The sequence below is a fragment of the Paenibacillus jepli genome, assembly GCF_047238105.1.
Taxonomy (GTDB): domain Bacteria; phylum Bacillota; class Bacilli; order Paenibacillales; family Paenibacillaceae; genus Paenibacillus_D.
Genome location: NZ_JBDFMD010000001.1, coordinates 3,142,021 through 3,167,401 on the forward strand (window position 1 = coordinate 3,142,021; position 25,381 = coordinate 3,167,401).

15 protein-coding genes and 1 pseudogene are annotated in these 25,381 nt (G+C 57.2%); 1 reads left to right on the forward strand and 15 read right to left on the reverse strand.

Going from position 1 to position 25,381, the window contains the following annotated elements:
* Positions 1 to 71: 71 nt before the first annotated feature.
* The 4 genes from ABC336_RS13810 to ABC336_RS13825 form a co-directional block, all read right to left on the reverse strand.
* On the reverse strand, positions 72 to 998 hold the full coding sequence (locus ABC336_RS13810) for an ATP-binding cassette domain-containing protein (protein WP_413239191.1): 927 nt from the start codon (positions 996 to 998) through the stop codon (positions 72 to 74).
* Positions 953 to 1,747 (reverse strand): ABC transporter permease subunit, encoded by a 795-nt coding sequence (locus ABC336_RS13815; RefSeq protein WP_413239192.1) that lies wholly within the window; start codon positions 1,745 to 1,747, stop codon positions 953 to 955. Before ABC336_RS13815 ends, ABC336_RS13810 begins: the two co-directional genes overlap by 46 nt.
* A gap of 17 nt (positions 1,748 to 1,764) precedes the next feature.
* Positions 1,765 to 2,907: an FMNH2-dependent alkanesulfonate monooxygenase gene (gene ssuD / locus ABC336_RS13820; RefSeq protein WP_413239193.1), complete on the reverse strand. Its 1,143-nt coding sequence runs from the start codon at positions 2,905 to 2,907 to the stop codon at positions 1,765 to 1,767.
* Between the two features lie 66 nt (positions 2,908 to 2,973).
* Positions 2,974 to 4,017 (reverse strand): sulfonate ABC transporter substrate-binding protein, encoded by a 1,044-nt coding sequence (locus ABC336_RS13825; protein WP_413239194.1) that lies wholly within the window; start codon positions 4,015 to 4,017, stop codon positions 2,974 to 2,976.
* A 158-nt stretch (positions 4,018 to 4,175) separates the two neighbouring features.
* On the opposite strand from ABC336_RS13825, the gene ABC336_RS13830 reads away from it, so the two are divergent.
* Positions 4,176 to 4,952, forward strand: a complete 777-nt coding sequence (locus ABC336_RS13830) for a hypothetical protein (protein ID WP_413239195.1) — start codon at positions 4,176 to 4,178, stop codon at positions 4,950 to 4,952.
* A 620-nt stretch (positions 4,953 to 5,572) separates the two neighbouring features.
* On the opposite strand, the gene ABC336_RS13835 is transcribed toward ABC336_RS13830, so the two are convergent.
* The 11 genes and pseudogenes from ABC336_RS13835 to ABC336_RS13885 form a co-directional block, all read right to left on the reverse strand.
* Positions 5,573 to 8,701, reverse strand: coding sequence for an S-layer homology domain-containing protein (locus ABC336_RS13835; RefSeq protein WP_413242512.1), 3,129 nt, complete (start codon positions 8,699 to 8,701; stop codon positions 5,573 to 5,575).
* Positions 8,702 to 9,141: 440 nt separating this feature from the next.
* Positions 9,142 to 11,385, reverse strand: a complete 2,244-nt coding sequence (locus ABC336_RS13840; protein WP_413239196.1) for an FAD-dependent oxidoreductase — start codon at positions 11,383 to 11,385, stop codon at positions 9,142 to 9,144.
* Positions 11,386 to 11,422: 37 nt separating this feature from the next.
* Entirely contained in the window at positions 11,423 to 12,319 is an 897-nt protein-coding gene (locus tag ABC336_RS13845; RefSeq protein WP_413239197.1) for a carbohydrate ABC transporter permease, read from the reverse strand.
* A gap of 16 nt (positions 12,320 to 12,335) precedes the next feature.
* A complete protein-coding gene (locus tag ABC336_RS13850) occupies positions 12,336 to 13,217 on the reverse strand; it encodes a carbohydrate ABC transporter permease (protein ID WP_413239198.1) in 882 nt (293 codons plus the stop codon).
* A gap of 154 nt (positions 13,218 to 13,371) precedes the next feature.
* A complete protein-coding gene (locus tag ABC336_RS13855) occupies positions 13,372 to 14,712 on the reverse strand; it encodes an ABC transporter substrate-binding protein (RefSeq protein ID WP_413239199.1) in 1,341 nt (446 codons plus the stop codon).
* A 417-nt stretch (positions 14,713 to 15,129) separates the two neighbouring features.
* Positions 15,130 to 15,207: pseudogene (locus tag ABC336_RS13860) on the reverse strand (putative holin-like toxin); the annotation flags it as partial.
* A gap of 50 nt (positions 15,208 to 15,257) precedes the next feature.
* Positions 15,258 to 15,791 carry a hypothetical protein gene (locus ABC336_RS13865; RefSeq protein ID WP_413239200.1) on the reverse strand — a complete coding sequence of 178 codons (534 nt, stop codon included), beginning with the start codon at positions 15,789 to 15,791 and terminating at the stop codon, positions 15,258 to 15,260.
* 46 nt (positions 15,792 to 15,837) lie between these two features.
* On the reverse strand, positions 15,838 to 17,034 hold the full coding sequence (locus ABC336_RS13870) for a C39 family peptidase (RefSeq protein ID WP_413239201.1): 1,197 nt from the start codon (positions 17,032 to 17,034) through the stop codon (positions 15,838 to 15,840).
* A 433-nt stretch (positions 17,035 to 17,467) separates the two neighbouring features.
* Positions 17,468 to 22,990, reverse strand: a complete 5,523-nt coding sequence (locus ABC336_RS13875) for an S-layer homology domain-containing protein (protein WP_413239202.1) — start codon at positions 22,988 to 22,990, stop codon at positions 17,468 to 17,470.
* 164 nt (positions 22,991 to 23,154) lie between these two features.
* Positions 23,155 to 24,492: an ABC transporter substrate-binding protein gene (locus tag ABC336_RS13880; RefSeq protein WP_413239203.1), complete on the reverse strand. Its 1,338-nt coding sequence runs from the start codon at positions 24,490 to 24,492 to the stop codon at positions 23,155 to 23,157.
* Positions 24,450 to 25,373: a response regulator transcription factor gene (locus ABC336_RS13885; protein ID WP_413239204.1), complete on the reverse strand. Its 924-nt coding sequence runs from the start codon at positions 25,371 to 25,373 to the stop codon at positions 24,450 to 24,452. The genes ABC336_RS13880 and ABC336_RS13885 overlap by 43 nt, the downstream gene beginning before the upstream one ends.
* Positions 25,374 to 25,381 lie beyond the last annotated feature (8 nt).

The window sequence follows — 25,381 nt, forward strand, 5'->3', positions numbered from 1 at the left end:
ATCGACGGGTAAACCTTCAACTCGACTTTACGCTTTACCACTATTTGTGATACGGTTCAGTGTATCACAAATCAGATATCAAAATCCGAGCTCTCCCGGCGGCCCCGGGCCGTCTGGTCGCTCTGCAGCACACGGCTGAGAATCAACTGCTCGAAATGGGCGAAACCGCTGTCCTTGAGCCGCGGCCGCGCCAGCGTGATCGGGATATCGAGCGCGATGCGCCCCGCCTCGATCAGGATGACGCGGTCAGCCAGCGCCACCGCTTCGCTGACATCGTGGGTGACCAGCACCGCCGTGAAGCCGCGCGACGTCCAGAGCGACTCGATCAGCTGCTGCATCTCGATACGCGTCAGCGCATCCAGCGCGCCCAGCGGCTCGTCGAAGAGCAGCAGATGCGGATGCCCGACGAGCGCCCGGGCAAGGGCGACCCGCTGCCGCTGGCCGCCGGAGAGCACCGAGGGCCACTCGCCGCTGCGGTCGCCCAGGCCGACCAGCTCGAGGGCGGCCTGGGCCCGGCGCTGCGCTTGTGCTGCATCGATGGAGGACAGGCCGAGCTTCACATTGTCGATGACGCTCTGCCACGGCAGCAGGCGGGCATCCTGGAACATGAAGCGCGTGTCCGCATCAATCCCTGCCACTTGTTCCCCCTGCCGGGTCACGACTCCGCTGCTTGCGCCGTCAAGACCTGCGAGCAGCCGCAGCAGCGTACTCTTGCCGCAGCCGCTGCGACCGACGATGGCGACGAAGGAGCCCGGTTCGATAGCCAGCGACAGCTCGCTGAGCACCTGCTTGTCGTCAAAATGCTTGGACACTCCGTCCAGATGGAGCGCCACCCCGCCACCCTCCCTGGGGGCAGCCGGCTTGGGTCGGTTCCTGCCAGGGTTCGCGCGCTTCTCCTCGATCAGCCCGTCCTCTAGTACCGCCCGCTCCGCGGCAACACGGTATTCGGGGGTCACGCTTTCGGCGGCGGCGCCGCTTTTGCGAAATGCGGATGCCATCTGAGCCACCTCCTCTCGAGCCATTTGGCCATCACATCAGACAGCTTGCCGAGCAGTGCATACAAGAGGATGGAAAAGACGACGACATCCAGCTGGAAAAACTCACGTGCGTTCATCGCCATATATCCGATCCCGGAGTCGGCGGCGATCGTCTCCGAGACGATCAGCGTCAGCCACATGATGCCGAGCGCAAAGCGCAGTCCTACGAGGATCGACGGCATCGCGCCAGGCAGGATCACCTTGCGGTACAGCTGCCAGCGGCTTAGGCCGTATACGCGGCCCATCTCGATCAGTCCGGGATCGACCGAACGGATGCCGTGCAGCGTATTCAGGTAGATCGGGAACATGACGCCCAGCGCGACGAGGAAGATCTTGGCCGTCTCCCCGATGCCGAACCAGATGATGACGAGCGGGATCATCGCCAGATGCGGGATATTGCGCAGCATCTGCAGCGTCGAGTCCGTCAGCCGGTCCGCCACGCCGAGCACCCCATTCAGCAAGCCGAAGAAAAAGCCGATCGCTCCCCCGATCAACATGCCCAGCCCCGCACGCATCGTGCTAACGGCAATCGCCTCAAACAGCGTGCCGTCGGCTGCCAGCCTGAAGCCTGCAACAACCACTTCATCCAGCGACGGCAAGGTTCGGGTCGAGATCATGCCAGTGGTGGTCAAGAGCTGCCAAGCGGCCAGGATGAACAGCGGGATCACGAAAGGCAGCGCCGCCCCGTACCAGTTGGTGGATTTGCCCATGATGCTCCGTCCTCCCCTCAATGCGCCGAGGCCCGTGGGGCCGGCTTGACGTTATTAGCGATAATCTCCCCGAACGGGCTGATCGACGATGGTCCGGGCAGACCGCCGCGCTCCAGCGACAACAGCGGAAACAGCAGCTCCGCCACCCGGTAAGCCTCCTCCAGATGCGGATAGCCGGAGAAGATGAACGTGTCGATGCCCAATGCCTCGTACTCCCGCATCCGCTCGGCGACGATCTCCGGACTGCCGACCAGCGCAGTGCCCGCGCCGCCCCGCACCAGTCCGATGCCGGCCCACAGGTTAGGGCTGATCTCCAGCTGATCCCGGCTGCCCTGATGCAGCTGCGCCATCCGCTGCTGTCCCACCGAGTCGAAACGGGCGAAGATGCGCTGCGCCTCGGCGATCGTCTCTTCGTCGACATGCTCGATTAGCTTGGCAGCGGCCCGCCATGCCTCCTCCTCCGTCTCCCGCACGATGACATGCAGACGAATACCGAAGCGCAACTGACGGCCCTGCGCCGCTGCCTGTTGCCGCATCACGGCGATCTTCTCGGCGAGGGCGGCTGGGGGCTCGCCCCAGGTCAGGTAGACGTCGACATGCTCGGCTGCCACCTGCTGAGCTACCGGCGAGGACCCGCCGAACCAGAGCGGCGGGTAAGGCTGCTGGAGCGGCGGATAGAGCACATGACCGCCCTCGATGCGCAGATGATCGCCCTCGAAGTCGACCCGCTCACCTGAGAGCTCACGGCGCCATACCGACAAGAACTCGCTCGTCAGGTGATAGCGCTCGGTGTGGTCCAGGAAGAGACCGTCGCCGGCCAGCTCGACGGGATCGCCGCCGGCCACCACATTGATGAGCAGACGTCCGCCGGAGATCCGGTCCAGCGTCGCGGACATCCGGGCCGCGAGCGTCGGCGACATCAGCCCGGGGCGCACCGCCACCAGAAATTTGAGCCGTTTGGTCACAGGCACCAGGGAGGAAGCGACGACCCACGGGTCTTCGCAGGAAGTTCCCGTCGGGATCAGCACGCCCTCATAACCGAGCCGGTCCGCGGCTGCGGCGATCTGCTGCATGTACTCGGCATCCACAGCCCGAGCGCCTTGGCTCGTGCCGAGATAGCGTCCGTCTCCATGGGTTGGGATAAACCAGAATACATTCATGCTACTCACCCTCACTTTTTAGAGGTTGTTCAAACCCTCATGTATAGTCGTATATTTGATTCGCACCTACTTCAGGATCGCCTCGCGGATATCGATCGCCTTCGGGATCAGCTCCAGGTCATGGAACGTATCGGCGATCGCCTGCTGCGCCTCGATCAGCTCTTCGCTGATCTGGGTGACGCCGTATGCCCGCCGCTCGCCCGCCAGCACCAGCGATTCAACATCGATGCCGAGCTGCGGCGACAACAGCTCTGCCAGCTCCTGCGTATTTTCTTTGGACCAGGTATCGATGCGGTCCGCTTCCTCCAGCAGGATATCGACCAGATCCGGATGCTGCTCGGCGAAGGAACGGGTCGCCAGATAAAATCCGTGATTGGCCACAACCCCGGTGCCGTCTGCAATGACGCGCCCTCCGGTGGCGGTCTCCGCCGCGGCCAGGAACGGATCCCATATCACCCACGCATCGACGTTGCCGCGTTCAAAGGCAGCCCGGGCATCGGCCGGCGGCAGGAACTTCACATCCACATCCTTGTAAGCCACGCCGGCTTTCTCCAGCTGCTTGACCAGCAGATAGTGAACGTTGGAGCCCTTATTCAGCACGACTGTCTTGCCCTCCAGATCCGCTACCGTCTGGATCGGTGAGCCCTCCGGGACGATGATGCCTTCACTGCGCGGGCTCTCCGGCTCATGCGCCAGATAGACGAGCGGCGCTCCGGCGGCCTGTGCGAAGATCGGCGGCGCCTCGCCGGTGTGGCCGATGTCCAGACTGCCGACATTGAGTGCTTCCAGCAGCTGCGGGCCGCCGGGGAACTCGATCCAGTCGATCTTGATGTTGCGCTCCTTTGCGAGCCGTTCATCAAGTCCGCCGTCCGCCTTCAGGATATTGATCGTCCCGTACTTCTGATAGCCGATGCGGATCGTCAGGTCGCGGGAATCTCCCTCGGCTGCCGCTGCCGTTGGCTTCTCGCCCCCTCCGGGGCTGTTCCCGGTGGTATTAGTAGGGGAACCGGTCCCTCCGCCCGAATTGCCGCATGCCGCCGTTACCAACAATAAGGCTGACAAGATCGCTGCCGTGAATACTCGCCCTCCGCCAAGCTGCGTTATCTTCATCGCTATCCCCCTCTTTCGTGACCAACACCGTGATGGTAATGACAAAAGGCCTCCTGAACAGCAGCTCGCGGCTGCAATCTAGGAGACCTCCGGTGGACCGGTACAGTCACTTATATTATTAATCCGATACACAAACTTGGATTAAGTCGAGTCTATCATTGCCACCAACTCCCGTCAAGCCCAGAATTTATATCTCGCCCGGAGGCTGGGTCGAGATCGATACGCTCTCTCAGAAGCAATACGAGGCCGAGCGCACAGGGGAGCAGCCTTACACCCATGAACAGATCCGTCATGTTCAGGACCTTGCGGACACAGTAGGCGTGTACGCCCCCTTGCTCGTGAATCCGGGCAAAGGCGCATTCTCATCAGCCGAGATCACGGCTGATCAGGCAGCCCGGCAGCTCCGCTTCGTCTACCCCGAGTACACTGTGACTCAGTCCGCTGGGGACCTCAGACCGCTGCAAGGCGACCGAGCGCCGGACGAGACGCTCTTCCTGCCGGGCGGCCGGGCAGAATGGTTCACAGATGAGCAAGAGCCAGGCGCCTGGTATCTACAACGGGGCATGTCACACGTAGTCTTGCAGGCTAACGGCGAATGGAATGCCGACAAACTGTTGACGATTGTCGCCACAACGAAGGACTATCTGTTTGCTCTGCAGGCTGCTCAGAAGTATGCCTCCGCCTGGGCGGACCGGGATCCCGAACGCGGACTGCAGTGGGTAACCGAGGCATGGCAATCGGGTAAGGATCCGCTGGAGCTCGATGCCCATTTTCGCGGCACGTCCAACCCGCATCATATGACCTTCGAGCTGAACGGATTAAGACAAGTGGATTCGGATCAACGCACAACCCAAATACAGGCTGTGCCGTCACGGCCAAGCCTGTTTTTACAATTGATTATTCTAATTCCAGAAGAACGAACAACGTTTGGATGAGTCGCTCATATTTTAATTCATCATTTTCATAGTTTGAAGTCCGTATTACGAATTGTTCTCCATTGAATTGAAGCTGTAGCAGAACATTACGGTCTTCATCCTTAGTATACTCATACGACTTTTGATCCATGAATTTTTGTTCAATTTGTTGTGTATTATTGGCACGATCAAAGAATACATAGTTTCCATCGAGCAAATAGCTTTTTATTTCCTCGACGTTAATTTGAGATACAAGGTCATTATCAATAATGAGGATGTCCCCTGCGTACTCTGATTCAGGGTTCTGTTGTGAGATCGCTATGCCTGAATCGGATAAATCATTTACTAGTTCATTATTATCTCCTAGATAAGTTATGTGAAAAGTATTGATTTTATCTAAGTTCAAAACTATTTTTGTATTCGAACAAGAGACTAAACTCAATGTGGCAAGGAGAGCTAAAATGAGTATCTTAGTCTTAATATTGTTCCCTCTCCTTCCATAGTTATATGTCTAAACAGATTACCAAATTTTATATACATTTGAAAGCATTATGTCAATCCGATCTGGCGGGTGAGCCCTTAGACAGCAAACAACCCTGACTGCGTGGCTAACGCGGTCAGGGTTGTTTTATTCGAAGTGATTAACGGTTAATCAATTCGGTCGTTTGGAGCAATCTTGCGATCAGCGCCGTCACTTCCGCGCGGGACATCCCTGCTTTGGGATCCAGCAGGCTGTCGCCTTGCCCGTTGATGATCCCGGCCTGGATCAGCTGTGCGACGTCTGCGCGAGCCCAGGCAGCAACCGACGTCCTGTCGGCGAAGCCGGCCAACTGCGTCTCGATGGCTGCACTCGATACCGAGGCTTGCGGATCAATCAGTCGGTGGGCCCGGGCCACGATGGCAAAGCCCTGCTCCCGGGTCAACTGGCGTTGACCGTAGAAGTTGCCGTCGTCATAGCCGCGGATGATATCGAACTCCTGCGCGATCGATACAGGCTGTCCGTACCAGGCCGATGCTGCCACATCCGGGAACAGATGAAGCGGCGCATGCGGGTTCATCAAGCCCAGTCCCGTGACGATGATCTCCGCGAATTCGGCGCGCGTGACCAGTCGGTTCGGTGAGAACGTGTTATCGCCGTTGCCTTGCAGATCCAGACGAGCCGCGATATTGTTCACATCCGTTTGGCCCCAGTGCGTGCGGACATCGTCAAAATCCTGCGGGTTCCAGATCACCGAATAGGAGCCATAGCTTCTCAAGTCGTTGATCATCGCATAGTAACGATTGTCAATCCGGGTGACCACTGTCGGTACATGGTAAGCACTGCCGTCCGGATAGACCACGACGCCTGTGGTGATCCGGTTCGGATCGATACCCTCAGGCAGGGCGATGTACTTGGCCGCATAGCCGCTGAGCAGCTCCGAGCGGACAGTTTGACCGTTATGGACGAAGGTCATATCCAGGTCGACGGGATCTACCAGCAGCTCATAGCCTGCTGCTGCAGCCTTGGCACGGCTGCTGGCGATCAGCTCGTCCGAGGAGCGAGCGATCTCGATATGCACGTCGATGTCTTCTGGTGCAGCCTGATTCAGTTGACGGGAGACCGCAGACAGATCCAGCTGTCCAGCGGGCACAGGGTAGATGGCCAGCGGGTTGCCGATCTCAAGCTGCGCACCCTTGTTAGCCAGCTCCTGAAGCGTTGCTGCGGTTAAGCCTTCCACCTGCAGGTCGCCTGCAGCCGGTGAGTAGATGTCCAGCTTTTGTCCTGTGCCTGTAGCCAACGCCTCACCCAGCTTGTCCAGATCTACTTGTGCGTTAGTCTGTCCCTCGCTGGTCGTACCTGTAGCGAAGCTATCGCTATCGCCGTTCACACGGGTTACCAGCTCCCCTGTCTCCGGCTCAGGCTGAGGTTCGTTACCCGGCTGTTCCGGCGTATACGGAGGATAGTAGGTCCAGCCCGGGCTGCTCGGTGCAGCTCGGGTAATGGTCAGCGTATACTCCGTTACGTTGCCTGCTGCATCGGTCACTCTGACGACGATTGTATTCTCGCCTACATTCAGAGGCAGCTGCCCGGTCGCTTCTCCGGAATCCGCGTCCTGCCAAACTCCGCCGTTCACAGCGAACTCGATGGTACCCCCTTGGTCCAGCGCTTCCAGATCAAGCGTCACATGACCGGTCGAGTTGCTCACCGCAGACGTATAATCAGTCGTGCCGCCCGCAAAAGCCGGGGATAGACTAACTGGGTTGCCGGACGGGTCATTGACCACCAGACCGCTCAGGGAAGACAGATCAACAGCAAGCTCTTTGATCTCCGTGTGGCTCTCGCCATCTTTTTCCGCCGTCACTTCAAATGTATAATCGCCCGCCGCTAGGTCCTCCTCCGGCTCGAAGCTCCAGTTGCCGTCCTCGTCGACGTCGACGGGCCGAGTCTCGATGATGACGCCATCGGCGTCTTTGAGCACCACGGTCACCTGCGCTTCACTGCTGCCCACGGTACCTGTCAGCTCAGGCTTGGACACCTTGACGGTATCACCGGCAGGTTCCGTGATGTGGAGCTCAACATCCACATGCACGAGCGCCGCGCGCGCGTCCGTCAGATCGGCCAATGCCGCGTCGATCTCCTCTTGCGTGGCCTCGGAGTCATCCAGTACCTCTTGTGCCGCTGCTAGCGCGTTCTCAAAAGCTTCCCAGGTGCTCGGTACGTAGTTCTCTTCATCCAGCCCACCTGCGTCCTCGACTCCAGTGTTCAGGTCCGCTTTGTTGACGATAGCGATCGTTTTGTCAGCGGTGATGACGATTGGCTGGTCGTCTTGCATGCCGCCATACTCGACGATGTAACCCCGTACAGTATTATTTGTTGGGGAAAAATCGTTCCATTTGCCGGCATTAACGCCCGTACTATAGATGTGGGCTACATACTCGACTCCATCATAATTGTTGGGCTCTTGATTTGCCCAGTTGTTGTACTCGTCGTCCACCGGACCGTGGATCGGCAATGTGAAGTAACCGGTGTAGAACGCAAGCCCATCGCCATCCTGACCTTCCGGACCGGTGACCCAGCGCCAGTCACCTGTGCCTATTGACAGTCCTCCATCCCGCTGGATATCCATGGCGCCCAACCAGCCAATACCTTCGGTTTTTTCTTGAACAAAGCTATTCTCGGCTGCGGATGTAATGGTCGCCAGATATCCTCTTTGGCCGAAGTGCATCATTTCATCCGTCTCTGCTGCAGCTCTGGCTTCATACCAGCTAATCGGACTGCCGGTATTGATGTACTCATAATAATGTCCATTCTCACCAAATGGCAAAGCTTTGCCCAACGTGAACCGGACTGTCCGGTCCGATGCGTCTGTCGATGTGGTGGAAAATACGACATGCTGCAGTGCTTCCTCGTAAGCCTCCACGGAAGCCATGCCGCTCAACGTCAGAATGCCGTTATTGGGATTATAGCTTCCAGTGATCGGAGCTCCAAAATCATCCGGCAGCTCCAGGGCCAGCACATCGCCGCTCACAAATCCATCGATTAGGACGGTCGCGCCATCCAGCATTTGATAGTCGACACTGTTCAATATTTGCTCATCCAGCGTCACGCCTGTATCAATAATTCGGGCCTCGGTACCGGAAATATCATATATGACTACTCCCGATGTCGTAACAATCGCCGCACCGTCCGCCGACGCCGTCTGCGGCGCCCATGCGAGGGGGAGTCCCCCGGTTACCAGAGCGCCCGCCAGCAGCACGCTGAGCGGCCGTCTCCATGCAATAGAATACATCTTCTTCAAGTTTACTCATCCTCCATTAAGTTAGAAATAAAGAAATCACATCAATTCTGCAATCATCCCCCCTTTCCGGAAACCCTGACTTCCAAAGACATCCTTGATTAGTCAAAGCTCCGTACAAACCTCCCGTCTCAATGTAGTACAGACACCTCTACAAAATCTGACCAGATCGACAAAAAAACACGCCGCAGTCCAGAATGGCTACGGCGTGTTTCCTCTTAAAGTACTAAACAGAAATCATAAATGCCCCGGGTGAACACCTGACGATGACAGGCAGGGCATACTGCGGCAGGAGCCGACGGATAACTCGTTCCCTTCTTGAAACATCCGCACCGTCTTACGTTCTCCATCCACGACCGTTGCAGGGCGTCGACAGGCTCACCGACCTTTCCATCCTCCTCCCATTTACCGCTAGATCATGTTCCCGTGCAGAGCTAAGCGTACACGCGGACCTCCACCACCTGCGCATGGCGCGAGCCATTCGTAGCTTCGACGACCAACCGCAGACGGTCGGTCGGAAGCGGCTGCTCCAAGCGGTGCACGCGTTTGCGGCGGCGGTTATCCGTCTCGCGGTGCACCGTCCGCCACTCCCCGTCCTCATACACTTCGAGCCGGTAAACCTTGACCAGCTCCGGGATGACCTCGAACGGCGTACGATGGTGATGCAGGTTGATCAGGTCCTCATTGACATCGTCGTTAAACGTGATCTGCACCTCCGCCACCGTCTGCGCCTCGGGCCAGGACAGCTCCAGCCACGCCTCGTCACCCGGCGTCATCGCCTCCGACATCCAGATATGCGGGCCTGCATACGGTCTGACGTAGCCGTCAGTGACTGACTGTGCGCCATAGGCCGAGGTTTCCGGCGACACCTTCAGACACAGCGGTGTGCGGTGCAGCCCCTTCATCGACCAAGCCATCGTCAGCTGCGATTCATCATAGCTGGCAAAATCGGCCGAGCTCTCCACGCGGTTCTCGAAGCAAAGCACGCCGAACAACGGCTCGTTGCTCGTGTACAGCGTCAGCGCTTCGTTCGCTCCGATGACGACGAAGACATTGCCCGCCTCCTCCGGCCGGTAATCGAATGGCACTTCCATCCATTGGCCCGCTCCCTGGCTGATCTGCGTGGTCCGGCTCTGGACTGGGCGAGCCGGAATATAATTCTCGCCCCGGCCAGTCTCATACAACTCCACCGTGAGCTCGGTGTCGAACGCCGCATCCAGCAGCAGCGCCACGCTGTCCAGCCGTTCCGTGACAGGGAACAGCACGCCTGCCGGATGCGTCAGCGCATGCGGTGCCGCCGGCTCGGTGACGGCCACCTCCGTCTGTGCACTCGAAGCCGACACCACTGCACGCCGCGCCAGGTCATCCGCATCCTCGCTCCGCAGTCCGATCACCGAGGCATCCTGGCGCAGCAGCGTCTGTTGCAGTTCCGCCAGATGCCGCTCGTACAGTTCACGCGGCGATACGCCCCGGCGCGTACTGAGTGCCGCACCTGTGCCTGCCGCCTCCCCGATGACGGCGCACGTCGCCATCACCCGGGTCGTCCCGAAGGCGACGTGGGTGGCGCTGATGTTGCGTCCGGCAAACATCAGATTGCCGACGTTGCGGGAGTACAGCGAGCGGAACGGGATGTGATAGATGCCGTCCGCATGATAATGCTTGGAGCCGCTCTCCTCAGCGTACATCCCCAGCGGCGGATGCAGATCGATCGACCAGCCGCCAAACGCCACACGATCCGCGAAGGGCTCCTGCGCGATAATATCGTTCTGGTTCAGTACATAATCGCCGACGAAGCGGCGGTATTCGCGCTTGCCGGGCAGCGAGCCGACCCACTCCAACGTCATGTTGTCCGCCTCGAACTGACCCGAATTTTTGATATAATCCCAGATGCCGTAGATGACCGACCACAGCTCGTCGCGGATCCGCTCGTTGTCGTGCACCGTATCCAGCTCGCCGCCCCATTCGATCCACCAGTAATGGCAGCCGGAGTCGCCGCTGCGGATGACGCGACGCACCGGGATCGACGTCTCCTCGATGTTCTTGGCAAAGCTCGGCGGCACGTACTTGACCGGATGCCCGGCATCCTTGGTATAGAACAGGATCGTGCTGCCCAGCGTGATGTCGTCAGGAACCTCCGGTGCCCAAGCCTCGCCGTATTCGCTCTGCGCTTCACGCCCCAGCCGGAAGTCCGCCTGTGCCATGAAGCCCACCAGTCCGTCTCCCGTACAGTCCAGGAATATCTCGCTCTCGAAGCGGATGCGGCGCTCCGAGCCCATCATCCAACCGGTCACTGCAGCGATTTTGCCGCCTTCTCCCGCGTCTGCAACTTCGACCTCATGCACATCCGTATTAAGGAACAGTCGTATATTGGCCTCGGCCCGCACGGTCTCCAGTACGATCAGATCCCATAGATAGGGATTGCCGTCGGGGTTGCGGAACTGATTTTCCACGAACAGCTCGCCCATGATGCCGGTCTCCCGGGCATAGCGGTTGACGCCATGGCTCGTCGCGCCGCACACCCATACCCTGACCTCGCTGCTGGAGTTGCCTCCCAGGACCGGCCGGTTCTGTACCAGCGCTACCGTCTGACCCAGCCGGGCCGCCGCCACCGCTGCACAGACACCGGCAAGACCGCCGCCGACGACCGTAATGTCGGTTTGTACTGTCTCTTTTCTCACTGTGCATACGCTCCTCTCATGTTGTCCTCCCGCGACATCAGCCTTTTACCGCCGAATTGGAGATACCCTGGATGATGAAACGCTGGCCGATCAGGAACACCACGATCATCGGCACGATGCCGGCCGTCGCCGCGGCCATCATCCCGTTGTAGTCGATGGTATTTTCGAGAATAAAATTCTGCAATCCCAGCGGCACCGTGTACAGGCCTTCATCGATCAGGAACACCAGCGCGTTCTCGTAATCGTTCCAGTGCCAGCTGAAGTCGATGATCGCCAGCGTCGCCAGCGCGGGCTTGGCCAGCGGCAGGATGAGCCGGAAGAAGATGCGGAAGTGGCCCGCCCCGTCGATAAACGCCGACTCCGAGATCTCATACGGGATCGACAGGAAGAACTGGCGCATCATGAACACGCCAAATATCGTAAACATCCCGGGCAGGATCAGCGCGTAATGCGTGTTGTAGATCCCCGCCCACTCGAACATGATGAACTTCGGCACGAACAGCACTTGCGGCGGTACCATCATCATCGACAGGTAGACGAGGAAGAGCGCATTGCGGCCCTTGAACTCCACGCGCGAGAAGCCGTAAGCGGCAAATGCTGACAAGAACGTCGCGCCAACTGTGCTGATGATCGAAACCTTAAGCGAGTTGACATAGTACGTGACAAAGCTTTTGTCGCCCGTCCACACCTTGATATGATGCTCCCAGTTCCAGGGGTTGGGGAGCCATTTGACCGGGTAGACGAACACGTCGGCCGGCGTCTTGAATGAGGTGCTGATCATCCAGATGAACGGTACGATCATCAAGATGCCGAAAAACGTCATCACCACGGTGAGCAGCAGTTTGTTCCATTCCAGCAGCTGCAGCCAGCCGGGCGTCTTGCTTGGTGCCGGGACCTTGGGGGAGGCCGCAGGTGCGGTTTTCGTTGCTTGCATGGTTATCTTCCTCCCGTCAATAGTGAACCCAGCGCTTCTGGCCGGCCCATTGGATCATCGTGATGACCAGGATGATGAAGAACAGCACCCAGGATATGGCCGAAGCGTAGCCCATCTCGTAATAGCGGAACGCATTTTTGTACACAAAAAGGGATAAAATCGTCGTGCTGTTGCCCGGCCCGCCCTGGGTGATCGCCTGGATGATGCCGAAGGTCTTGATCGTCATGATCAGGCCCGTGATGAGCAGCAGGAAGGTGGTAGGGCTGACCAGCGGCCAGATGATGCTGCGGATCGTCTGCCACCACTTGGCGCCGTCGATCTTGGACGCCTCCAGCAGCTCCGAGGAGATCTCCTGCAACGCTGCCAGATAGATGATCATATTGTAGCCGAGCATGAACCAGATCCAGATGATGTCGATGGCGATCATCGACGTCTCCATCGTCGACAGCCAGCCCGGCGGATTGTCGATGCCAATGGCCCGCAGGAAGCCGTTGATCGGTCCCATCTTGGGCTGGAACAGCAGCATCCATACGAAAGCGATCGCGACGCCGCTGGTAATGTAGGGCATGAAGTAGAGCGCCCGGAGCATTTTTTTCATATACACGGACTTGTTCAGCGCTACCGCCACCACGAAAGCGAGCATGATCGAGATCGGGACGGAGAGCAGGAAGATCAGCGTATTGCCCAGCGATACATAGAAGACTTCATCCTTGAACAGCCGGGTAAAGTTATCCAGTCCCACGAACGAGACGTTAGGGTTCATAAAGCGATAGTCCGTAAACATCAGGACAAAGGAAAACATGGCGGGGATAATAAAAAACAGCAGCACGCCAATCATATTGGGCGCGATAAACACGTATCCCAGCAGCTGCTGCTTCTTCATCCAGTTGCCCTTCATGGTGCTCCACTCCTGTCATGACGGAGGAGAAGGCGCACACTTTCTCAAAAAGGGCCTAGGTGGAGCGGATCGTTCTTCCGATCGCGTTGATCAGAATCGATTCCGCACCTCTTCTGCACCTTTGAGAGCAGTCTGCCTTCTCCTCCTGGTATATTTATTTCAATAATTCGTTGTGGCGGGCCACCATGTTCTCGATCGTTTTCTCGACCGTCTGGCCGCCCAGGAAATATTTCTCGTACTCCTGCGTCCGCAGGTCGATCACTTGCTGCGAGGCACTGCGTACATAGGTCGGTGTGGTATCCTCATACAGCACGTATTCCAGCGATTCCAGATCGTACGTGTCTGCCTGGTCGCCCAGCAAGCTGTCGAGCGCGACTTGTTTGTCGACATCCTTGGAGGCTGGCAGTCTGCCGCCCGCCGCCATCGGCGCCATGCCGCCGTCGGCGTACCATTTAACGAACTCCCACGCTGCTTCCTTGTGCGGCGACTTGGCATTGATGGAGACAAGGTCGCCTAGACCGCCGCGGGTGATGAAGTCAGCTTCGGCGTCAGCCAAGCGCGGCACAGGTGCAAAAGCAATCTTGAAGTCGCGCGGGAAATCAGTCAGGTTGTTGGAGCTGCGGATCAGCCACTCGCCGATGTTCAGCATGGCGGCCTGACCACCCAGGAAGCTCGTATCTACCGGCAGCTGCGTCGACATCTGCTCGCCCAGCGGCGGCGTCGAGGCATCCTCGGTCATCATCGCGTTCAGCGTCTCCAGCCACTGCTGGATCAGCGGATGGTCCAGGTTGGAGCTGCCGTCTGCTTTGGCGTAGCCATCCTTCTCCAGCACCGAGTCCATCGGATCATAGAATGGCTCGAGATGCTGGATCAGACCGTACCGGCCGTCCGCCGTCAGCTGCTTCGCATAGTCGCGCGCCTCATCCCACGTCCAGCTTTTCGGCACTTCCAGCCCCGCCTCGTCCAGCATGTCTTTGTTCAGGGCGACGAAGAACGCATTTTTCTTGGTTGGTACACCGTAATATTTGTCGTCGATCTTCCAAAGTGCCGCGTCCGGGCCCATTTTGTCATCGATGTCATAGTCGCTGAACTCGCTCAGGTCGAGCGCCACACCCGCTTCTACCCGTTTCTCCGTTTGCGAGAGCGTATAGTTGACGTAGATGTCGACGCCCTGATCGGTCAGCATCGCCGTATCCAGCTTCAGATTGCCGTCATCGTCGTTGACGAAGCGCACATACTCGACCTGAACCTCGGGATTCTCAGCATTCCAGGCGTCTACGACCGCCTGCGGTCCCGACTCCGGCGGTACGCCGCCCCACATCGTCAGCTTGATCGGCTCGGATGCCGAAGGCGTATTCGTAGCCGCACCACGGTTACTCGGTGTGTTTGCTCCGTTGCCGCCTGACGTTGTATTGCTGCCTCCTGCACAACCCGAGAGCAGTCCCAGCGTCATCACGCCTGCTAGCAGCGTTGGTACCCACTTTTTGTTGTTCACTTCGTTGACCTCCTGTGATCTCATCTCTGTCCGTGCGTTGCTCCCACCGACACCTTCAGCTTATCAGGCACGCTCCGGCGCGGTAATAAACAAAACTGTTCACCTGATGGAACAAAAATTCGCAATTTTTCAGGGTGGATCGGTGTGGGCGGATGTGTAGATTTGTTCTATTGGGAAACAGCAGAAAAAAGCCGTATGAGCCCGAGGGGGCCATACGACTTCCATGTGTGCAGGAGTGGCGTGAAATGCTCTGTATGTTGCAAGTATAAACTAAGCTGGTTATAATAAAACTAAAGAAGGAGCCGTGCGACAACACGACTCCAGTAGCACAGTAGACCGCTTCAAAGGCGGTCGGCTTCGGTTACACGATCAGGAAATAGACCGCGACCTTGCTGGGGGGCGGTCTATTTCTTTTGGTTAATCACTGCGACGATGGACGACTAGCGTCAGCAGCGCTACAATTAGCGCACCGAAACCGATCATCAACGTCAAAGCGTCTTTACCTCCATGGGCATCCCTCCCTTCTTAAAGAGGTAGCCGATAACTTATCTCCGAACAAATGATATCAAACAACCAATAGTTAGAAAAATAACAATTACAAAAATAAAAGTGGTACTATTAAATACAATATTATAAGTGTATTCATTAAGCCATAATTTATTAAAAAATGCTGACCCTTCTTTATCATTCGGACTCCCAAAATTATTTGCATAGTTTTGGAACCTGTTTAATACTGGGTTTATTAACAAAAAACCTAACAGAAGCAATGGAGATAATAATAGAAAAAGCATTTTAGAATTTAAATTCCCAAAAAAGAAATAAGACTTTGTTATAAGTATAAATCCAGTTACTATCAAAGGAATCACTGCCACCGGCAGGAATAATACACCTACGTTTCCTCTAGATACCTCTGTCGGTGAGAGTGATATTCTATTCATTAAGTAAAAACCAAAACCCATAAAAATTAAAAGCAGTGTTAAGCCAATAAATTTATATATCACTTTCTTCCGATAAATAAGAATGAGGGGTAGAGTTATTAGTATTACAGAAACAATTAATACTGTAATTAAAACATCCATAACATCCCTCTCCTATCTACTGTGTGAAATCGCCTATCGCAAGAAGCTAATTCTGTTTATAAATAATCAAGACTAAAGCTTCCTTGTTGTTATTCCAATTATACCATTTAGTTGAGGCATTATTGCCATCTGGGTCTAATGCTCCAAACAGAAAATCTCCATTGTTTTGGTTGTAACCTTGCCCTGCAACCCAATGCCATTGTACAGTTCCGTAATCACTCCAAGGAAAAGATTCCCACATAACACCTGGCGGTCTAGAACTCACAATTCTATCCATAAAACTTTCTTTTGCAAATTGGTCACTTTGCCCTGGAAAAATTAAGTTACCGGACCATCCGCTCATATCCCTATTTAGATGTTTGATGAATCCATTTCTCCATTTTTCCGCAGTGGTTCCAATAAAAGATGTGTTCATATCATCTCTGAGGTGATTTACTAAATTTACATTCCCATTATAGTATGCAGACCCTCTAACATTTAAGTTTGCAGTGTCTCTAAGATAGTTTACTATCATAGCCGCACTTGTTGGTCCGCAAGCCGAGTCTTGTCCTGTTATTCCTGAAGTTCTTTGAGATATTCTATTCATTTGATATAACAAATAACTATTTGGATAGTTTAGAGCTTGGACAGCATTAGAACTTAAATAATTTTCCCAGACGATTTTACTTTCAACATTACCTTTTAAACCTTCAAGTCTATAATTTTGTAATTCACTAATTTGTTTTGAAATTGAACTATCGCTCTGTGTCTTTTGATTCTCAGAAAGTTGGATCAGTTTTAGCCTTATTTTATTTGCAACGATTTCTTTCAGATTTTTTTCATTTTTCGCATATAAATATTTTTCAGCACCCAGGTAATAAACTTTATTCCCTTTGTCAATTTCATTAAAGAATTCATAACGAGGGGATTCAGATACCTCAAAGATTGGATTTAGATCAAAACGAGCCCCAACAATGATATAACCCACACTTTTTGAGTCTATGATCGTTTCAAAGTAATATGCTATTGGACTATCGTCAATATCGTATAAATCAAATTTATATTCCAGGTTTGCTTCATTCCAGTACTTTAGCTCCTCGCTTTGATTTTGGGCAAAAAATATAGCTGCTCGATGAGCTTGTTCTAAAGTGACCTTAAGATCATCATTTGCCGAAGTCTCAAGTAAATGAACATTCTGAAAAAGGAATATAAAGAGAAATAAAAGTAATACTCTTCTTTTGTTGATAAGAAAACCTCGAAACATAAAATCACCCTCCCAAATTGTAATTTTTAATATATATTACCATGAAAGCGAATACCAAGGAAAGTCTTTTGGTTTAATCAAGAATTAAAAAATATCGTTTTCATATCTACATTGGGAAACACAATTCAACGTCATCTGACGCGCATGGCGCACAAGGGTGCCAGCAGAGCGAAAGATCTCTCGTCGGAATAACACGGATGGCAAAACCTTTCTTGCCTTCCTTGATGTAGTTTTCCATGCAGCAGCGCTTGTTGTAGAAACGCCAAACGTCTAAAACCGTATTAGATTGTCATATTAGTATTTTCTGCAACCAATTGTTAACTGCCTCCCTCTAAAAAATACAGAGCAACGGCATCCCTATCGCCGTGCTCTGTATTGATCTCCTACTCTATATACTTATTCTTCCCCAACCGCAATCAGTTTCTCATCATATTTAATCCACTTGCGCCAACAGATTATAAATCGCCTGCGCCGTCTGCGCCCGTGTTGCTTGGGCGAGCGGGTCGAATGTATCAGTAGCGGTTCCTTGCATCAGTCCCGCCGCGACCGCTTGTGCCGCTGCATCAGCCGCCCAGGACGATAGCTCGGTGCGGTCACTATATTGCTCCAAGCCGCCCGGCGCATCCGGAGTCTGGCCGCCCGCCAGCTCGAAGGCGCGGACGATCATGACCGCCATCTGCTCGCGTGTGATCTGTGCTTGCGGGTCAAACCGGCCTGCAGACACACCCTGGACCAGGCCCGCCTCATATGCCGCCGCTACCTCAGCAGCATACCAGGCACCCTGGGCAACATCGCTGAATGCCAGAGCCGATGCGCTCGCATCGCCTTCCAGCCCAAGCGCCCGGACTAGCAGCGCAGTGAACTCGGCACGGGTTGTCAAACCGGACGGTACAAACTGCGTCTCGCTCATGCCGCTCACGATATGGCGCGCCGCCAGTACCTGCAAGGTACGGTGTGCCCAATGCGTCTGCGGCACGTCGGCAAAGCTGATCTCGCGCTGCAGGACAGCATAGAGCCCCGGCTGTGCAGCCGCTCCTGTTACCGTGGACGCCTCGGCATGGCCGCCCGCATACACCCATGCTCCAGTACCTGTATCATATCGGTATAAGCCCAGTAGTGCGGCATCTGCCTGCGTGGTATCGTAGGCCAGCTCCAGCCGTACATCACCCGAGAGAGGTGAATGCACGAGCTCGCCGCTAGTCAAAGATAAAGCAAGGTCCAGCTGTACTGTCCCGCTACCCATAAGACGGAGCTCGCTCCCCAACTGTCCGCGTTGTCCGGCCGTTATATCCGACGCGGTAAGCTCAAGGCGGAAGAAATCGGCTGCTCCCGTAGACACATCCGCAAGCATCGCTGCCAATGCAAGGGGATCGATAATAACGGTGTCTCCGGCAGCCGTGCGAACGGCGATCGGATAATCGAGCTGTGCCGCACCGATCGGCAATCTTACGGTCTGCTGCGCAGCACTTAGGATGATCTCAGCCCGGCCCCGATCACTACGCGCCAGCTCTTCATCGGTGACGGTAAGGACATCTGGTCCTGGCTCCGGCTGTTCAGATCCGGTCCCTTCACTTCCGTCGTCGCCACCACTCTCCCCCCAGTACCAGCCCCCGGGATAATACGGGTTGTAAGGAACACCAGGGTTGCTAGGGTTTCCTGGATTCCCCGGCTCTCCAGGCTCTCCAGGCTCCCCCGGTCCTTCACCGTCAGGCACGATGTGGACGACTACAGGTCCATCGGTACTCCAGCGTTCTCCTGCACCAGCCTCCACTTTAAACGAGTACAGCTCTCCCCTCGCCAAGCCGTCGATGACAAGCTCCTGCTCCGTGGTCGTCTCCGCCATCGGCTCGTTGTTTACCCAGACGCGATACTGCGCGTCCTCCACGCCCTGCACTTGGCCGCTCCATGCCAGCGTGAGCGATGCTCCCTCTGCTTCCCGCACCTCGGCCGCACCATCCTGCCAGACGGCATAGCCGCTCCGCTCTTCCGGGGCGAGACGTGTCACGCGGACAGCATCGACCGACGTATGGCGGTCGTACGTGCGCAGCCCGACGGCACCCGAGACGAGCGACGCATCGGTGACGTCCAGGTAGCGTTCCCCGTCCACAAATGCCTGGATACGGTCACCCTCCACCTCGACAGCCATCGTATACCACTGGCCGTATTCGTAGGCGAACGGCGCTTCGGCGACTTTGCTGGCTGCGCCGTCCACCCATTTGTACAGCTGGATGGTCCGTACGCCAGGTTCACTCGAGCGGTTGTCATCCAGCCGCACATGATAGAAGTTGGCGGGGTCGCTGTACCGGAAGACAAGTCCGGCCGAGCCGCCCGATGCGGAAGCCGCCATCATGAGGTCGGCCTCCACCCGGTAATCGCGCCAGTCTGCCGGGCCGGCATGGGTCAAGCCCCGGCCCGTCGCCCGGTATACGTCACGTCCGTCCGTCTCGGACAAGCTCCAGTTGCCATTGACGATCTGCCAAGGCTCGCTCGTGTCCGTGAAATCGCTCACCAGCAGCGTGTCCTCGGTGTCCAGCTCGATCCGGATCTGCTGCGCCAGCCGGATCCGGCCGTCCTTGTCTCGGCCGACGACCTGCAGACTGTGCGGGCCGTTCGCGAGTCTGCCCAGGGTCGTCTCCCAAGCGCCATCTGCCTGCTGCGCAATCTCTCTTACGTCGCCCTGGTATCGGAGCTCCAGCTGCGCCAGCCCCCGGCTGGTACCCGAGACGACGACAGACTCATCCGTCCATACCGCCAGATGGGCTGGTGCTTCGATAGCCAGCGCCGCCTCCACCACCGTCAAGGTCAACCATGGCGAGAACAGCCTGCCGCCCGGACCGTCAGCCGAGACGCGCACCCGGGTCGTCCCGGTCTGCAGCGGAGTCACCAAGCCAGCCTCGCTGACCGCTACGATACCCGCATCCTCCGTCTCGTAGGCCAGCGCCAGCTCGCTCAGCTCTACAGGCTCGCCGCTGTCTGCCCGGGCTTCCACCTGCAGCTGCAGCCGCTCGCCCGCGATCAGCTCGGCAGGCTGGTCTTCCGGCAGCAGCAGCTCGGCCAGCGTGCCCTCGAAGGTGCCGCCCGTCAGCTCATAGTCATGGCCTGGTGTCAGTTCGAACGCGAAGGCGCCTGTACGCTCGTCATAGTCATAGGCGATCTCTTGATCCGCGGTCGTGTCCACTAGATGAAGCGTGGCCGGGTTCCAGCCGTCGTTGCCGTTCACGATCGTGCTGGTCGCCTCGCCGTCAGGGTAGGTATAGGTGTAGGTCGAGCCTTGATCCGCCACCGGATAGACCTCGGCGAGCAGACGGCCATTGTTCAGCTCCTGCCTTACCACGACGCCCTTGCCGCCGATGAAGACGGGGATCTTGTCGATGGGCAGACTGTATCGCTCGAGCGTCATCGGTCCCTGGTAACGTTCGCCCGATTCATAATCGATCCAAGTGCCCGCCGGCAGATAGACATCCCGCGCCGTCACGCTGGCATAGTCATGGCCGTAAGCAGGCACCGCCAGCATCGAGGGACCGAGCATCCACTCGTATTGGCGCGTCGTCCGGTTGGCCAGCTGATACGTCTGCGGATCGTCCGGATAAGCGATCGGCAACGGCGTCATCGTATGCGGGAAGCCGGTATGATAGCTGTCGACCACCGCACTGTAGATATAAGGCGCGTACATCGAGTGGAAGTCGACGGCTTTTTTGACCGCTGCTTCATACGTCTCGTTCTCCATATGCCAAGGTCCGAGCCCCAGCGACATGGCTGGCGTCATCGCCGCCCACATCGCATTGCGGACAAAATAAAGCTTCTGATCCTGCGTCAGCGGCAGCGTCAGATACTTGCCCGCCACGATGTCGGAGTAGACATTGGGCGCACCGCTGGCCGCATAGTTGAGCGCATTGATGATCGGACGGTCCTGGTTGTAGGCATGCTGCGTATCCTCCAGCCGCAGGATATCCCCGGGCACGGAGTAGGCCGCATTGCGCACCATCACCTGATAGCCCTGCTCCATCAGCCTGCCGTTCGACCGGTTCCACAGGCCGTCCTCATACGGCTTGGTCATCATCATCGTATCTTCCTTGAAGCCGTCGACGCCCCACAGGTCAGCGCCCTGTTCATACCAGTCCAGCGCCTCCTCATTGTACGTATCCAGCAGATGGACGCTGCCGTTGGGGAAGCTAACCGTATACTTAAGCGGCGTGCCGTTCTCATCCTTGAGAAAATATCCCCGCTCGAGCCCCTGCTCCGTAAATGGTCCGTCATGCGCCGGCGTATAGTTGCCCCCGTTGGTCGGCAGCGCCTTGAAGTTCGTCCGCAGGCCGAGCAGCAGATTCATATCGTTGTCGCGGAAAAAAGCTTTGAGTCCATCCACGTCGGGATATCTCGGATTCGGCAGCCCGTCGGCCCTCGGCGGCCCCTCCACATCATCCCACAGACCGAAGCTGGTTGTCGCCCCCTGCGTCGGCGCGTTGCGGTCGCCCTTCCAGAACCCCGAGCCGACGACGCCCCACTTCAGCTTGTAGCCTTTGTCCAGATACGTCTGCAGATCCTGCATGACCGAGGTCTGGTAGGTGTTCCACCCGAGGGAGCCGAACGCCTCGTAGCCGACCTCGAAGAAGTCGTACTTGGGCTTGTAGACCGGATACCCTTCGGCCACTCTTACCTCCTGGTAATCGGCATAGATCTGCTCCATCGTCCCCATAAAATAGTACAGGCCGTCCACGCTGGCGACATTGTCCGCCCCCAGCTTGTTCTCCGCGCTGTTGACTGCCACGCGTTTCTTGCCGGTCTCAAACAGCACCTGCGCGAAGCCATGGGCCGGGAACACCGTAAAGGTCGATACAAACCGCTGATCCGCGCCTTTGTTGGTGAGGTCGTGATTAGAGATGCCAAATACATTGGTGCTCTGCTGATTGTGGGCGTAATCGCCCAGTCCGTAGCCGGGGCTAAGCGAGCCCGTCCGGGCATCGATAACCGCCGTCCGCGTCACCTCGCCCGTCATGCGCCACTGACCGTTGTGCACATGCCAGTCCTCCGTGCCCTGCCAGTCCGACTCGTCCATGAGGACGGTATCCCCCGCCGTCACAGACACATTGGCGTACTTGGTCACATCGCTGTAGATCCGCATGCCCACCGCGCCGGTTAGGAGAGGGGACTGCTCATCCGTATAATCCAGCAGGAGACTATTGTTCCAGTACGCCCGGATCCGGTTGCCTTCAGCTTCGACCTTTACCGGGTACAGCCGGGCCGAGTCAAATGCGCCGGATACGTTAACCTCATGGATGACGCTAAGCGCGCTGCCGGTCTGCTTCTTGAGCAGCTGCAGCTTGTTCGTCGCCAGATGATACCGGAGATGATAGAAGTTGTCGTAATCCTGATACCGGACAAGCACGCCCGAGGTGCTGCTGGCGTCCCGCTTGCTCTGCTTCATCTCCAGCTCCAGCGTATAGTCGTCCCACGTCGTATCGCCCCGCCAGATCAGAGCTTCCACCCGCTCGGGGGCCTCGCCCTGAAGCGCCTGCGAACGCTCCTCGAATGGCTCCGGCTCGATCTGGAACCGTGCATAGCGCTCATAAGGGAGGATGCGGACAAGCGCCTCGTCGCCGTTCGTGTTCACCACACGGAAGCGGATGCTCTCCTCATCATAACCGAGCAGCTCCGTCGTCTCCGCATCGTACAGCGTCGCCCCTGCCGCTGACCCGAAGCGGATGCCCGACACCGGATGAGCCGGCGCGATCTCGCCGCCTCCAGCGTCCTCGAAGCTGTAGCGGAAGCCCGCTTTCTCGATGCGAATGTTGTATAATGCCGTGCCGACGACCACTTCCTCTGTCGTCTGATTCACCTGCACGCCCGCTGCGATCGTATCCGACGCTGCTGCTGGCCCGGCCGGCAGCGCCAGCCCTCCCAGCAGCACCGCGATGATCAGCCAGGCGATGACCCTTGGATAGTGTTGTCCTTGCATCGCTGTCCTCTCCCCTGCAATGGTATAGCGCTATTTAGTAAGCGCTTTAATTCCAATGCAAAGTATACGGCAAGCGCAGCCTGCGGGGGATAAACAGATCTTCGCAGTTCATAGAACAGATCGACGCAATCCAGGGCGGATAGCCCTGGACGCACAGATTCGATCTATTCGTCCGGCAGGCTGCCCGATTGCAGATAGGCAGTATGCCGCTGTTTCATATTGGCGAGCGTCTGCTCCAGCGTCTGCACGCCGAGGAAATACTTCTCGTACTCCTCGGTCCGCAGATCCAGCACCGGCTGCGAGAGGCTACGGACGAAGGTCCGCTGCGGGCTGCCGTAGAAGACGTGCTCCAGCGATGGCATATCGTAACGGTCCCGGTGGCCGCCCAGGAAGTAGTCCATCGCCGCCTCCAGATCGGCGTCCTGCGAGGCCGGCAGCCGGCCGCCCTGAGCCATCGGCACCATCCCGCCGTCGGCATACCACTTGGCAAAAGCCCACGCAGCGTCGATGTTGGGCGAGCCCGGATGGATCGACAGTACATCCCCGAGCCCGCCGCGGGGGATATAATCGGCCTCATGCTCCGTCAGGCGGGGCACCGGGGCAAAGGCAATCGTAAATGACTGGCCATCGCCAGCCGCTTGATTGGCGCTGCGGAACAGCCACTCGCCGATATTGAGCATGGCCGCCTCACCGCTCAGAAACATCTGCTCGACCGGCATCTTGGAGGTTAGCTGCACGCCGTACTCCGGTGTCGAGCCATCCTCGGTCATCATCGCCTTGAGGGTCTCCAGCCAGTGTGCTACCAGCGGATGGTCGAGCTGGGATTGTCCGTCCGTCCCTGTATAGCCCTCATGGGAGAGCAGCGCGTCCACCGGATCATCGAACGGTTCCAAGTGCTGCAGCCATCCGTAAGCATACGATTCGGACAGCTTGCTGGCGTACGTCCGCATGTCGTCCCAGGTCCAGGACACAGGGATCGGCAGTCCTGCCGCCTCCAGCGCCTCCTTGTTCAGCGCCACGAAGTAATAATTTTGCTTGGTCGGCAATCCGTAGTAACACCCGTCGATCTTCCAAGCCTCCGCATCGGCGCCCATCTTCTCGCCGGGGTCGTAGTCATCGAAGCCGCCCAGATCAAGCGCAACTCCGGCCTCGATGCGGCGCTCCAGCTGGGAGCGCGAGTAATTAAAATACAGATCGACTTGCTGGCCCGCCATCAGCGCCGTATCCAGCTTCAGATTGCCGTCGTCGTCGTTGACATACCGCACGTACTCCAGCACGATATCCGGATGCGCGGCATTCCAGGCAGCCACGACCGCCTCGGGGCCAGCCTCGGGCGGCACGCCGCCCCAGAGGGTGAGCCGGGTCCGGTCGTCTCCTGTCTGACCGGCGCCCGTGATCGCCTGCGGCTCGGAGAAGGCGTCCGCACATCCGCCCGCCAGGGCCGTCAGGACGAGCCACATCAGTCCGAGCCGCAGCCGGCTTGCCCAGCCTCGTTTGCCCATGTGTTCCTTCCCTCCCCGGTCCGCCAGCCCTCTTCCTTACGATACAGGCTCGGCGTCTGCTTCGTATGCCGCTTGAAGATTTTGATAAAATAGTTGTCGTTGGCAAAGCCCACCTTATGACCAATCTCCGAGACCGGCAGGCCGGTATGACGCAGATACCAGATCGCCTTGTCGATCCGCACCTGGTGCAGATAATGGATGAGCGTGCAACCGGTCTTTTTCTTGAATAGCGCGCTTACGTAGTTCTCGCCCATCATCACATAATGCGACAGGAACTTCACAGACAGATCCTGGTCATAGTGGTCATGGATATAGGCGATAATCTTGCTAAGCTCAGGGTGGCTGGTCGGCATCCCGTACCCTGTACCGCCTTGCCCGGCGTCACCCGCTGGCTGTCTCCCGGGCGCTGGATGCTCTGCCATTCCACCCGCCTGCTGCCCCTCAGCGGGCACCCCCCGTGCCGCCTCGTCTATGCGAGCCGGCTCCCGCTGCTGCTCGCGCTCCCGCTCCAGCTCCGCGCCGATCTTGCCGAGCGTCTCCCGCAGATCCTTTACATTCATCGACAGCTTCAGGATATAGTTGGAGGCGCCGTATTCCATCGCCTGGCGGATATACTCGAACTCGCTCATACAGGTCAGCATGACGAACTTGGCCCGGACGCCCGCTTCCCTCGTCTGCCGGAGCAGCTCGATGCCATCCATCTCCGGCATGATGATGTCAGCCAGCACCAGATCAGGCGGCTCCCGGCGGATCAGCCGCAGCGCCTCCACGCCGTTGCCTGCCTCGCCGATGACGGTGAAGCCCATACTCTCCCAATCGATGATCTCCCGCACCGACTCCCGGACGAACACTTCATCTTCGACCAATAACACTTTCCACATGTGCATCC

Excerpts from the sequence above, each read along its gene's own strand:
- ABC336_RS13810 (WP_413239191.1), bottom strand. The coding sequence starts at position 998 with ATGGCATCCGCATTTCGCAAAAGCGGCGCCGCCGCCGAAAGCGTGACC.
- ABC336_RS13815 (WP_413239192.1), bottom strand. The coding sequence starts at position 1,747 with ATGGGCAAATCCACCAACTGGTACGGGGCGGCGCTGCCTTTCGTGATC.
- ssuD (WP_413239193.1), bottom strand. The coding sequence starts at position 2,907 with ATGAATGTATTCTGGTTTATCCCAACCCATGGAGACGGACGCTATCTC.
- ABC336_RS13825 (WP_413239194.1), bottom strand. The coding sequence starts at position 4,017 with ATGAAGATAACGCAGCTTGGCGGAGGGCGAGTATTCACGGCAGCGATC.
- ABC336_RS13835 (WP_413242512.1), bottom strand. The coding sequence starts at position 8,701 with ATGTATTCTATTGCATGGAGACGGCCGCTCAGCGTGCTGCTGGCGGGC.
- ABC336_RS13845 (WP_413239197.1), bottom strand. The coding sequence starts at position 12,319 with ATGCAAGCAACGAAAACCGCACCTGCGGCCTCCCCCAAGGTCCCGGCA.
- ABC336_RS13850 (WP_413239198.1), bottom strand. The coding sequence starts at position 13,217 with ATGAAGGGCAACTGGATGAAGAAGCAGCAGCTGCTGGGATACGTGTTT.
- ABC336_RS13865 (WP_413239200.1), bottom strand. The coding sequence starts at position 15,791 with ATGGATGTTTTAATTACAGTATTAATTGTTTCTGTAATACTAATAACT.
- ABC336_RS13870 (WP_413239201.1), bottom strand. The coding sequence starts at position 17,034 with ATGTTTCGAGGTTTTCTTATCAACAAAAGAAGAGTATTACTTTTATTT.
- ABC336_RS13875 (WP_413239202.1), bottom strand. The coding sequence starts at position 22,990 with ATGCAAGGACAACACTATCCAAGGGTCATCGCCTGGCTGATCATCGCG.
- ABC336_RS13880 (WP_413239203.1), bottom strand. The coding sequence starts at position 24,492 with ATGGGCAAACGAGGCTGGGCAAGCCGGCTGCGGCTCGGACTGATGTGG.
- ABC336_RS13885 (WP_413239204.1), bottom strand. The coding sequence starts at position 25,373 with ATGTGGAAAGTGTTATTGGTCGAAGATGAAGTGTTCGTCCGGGAGTCG.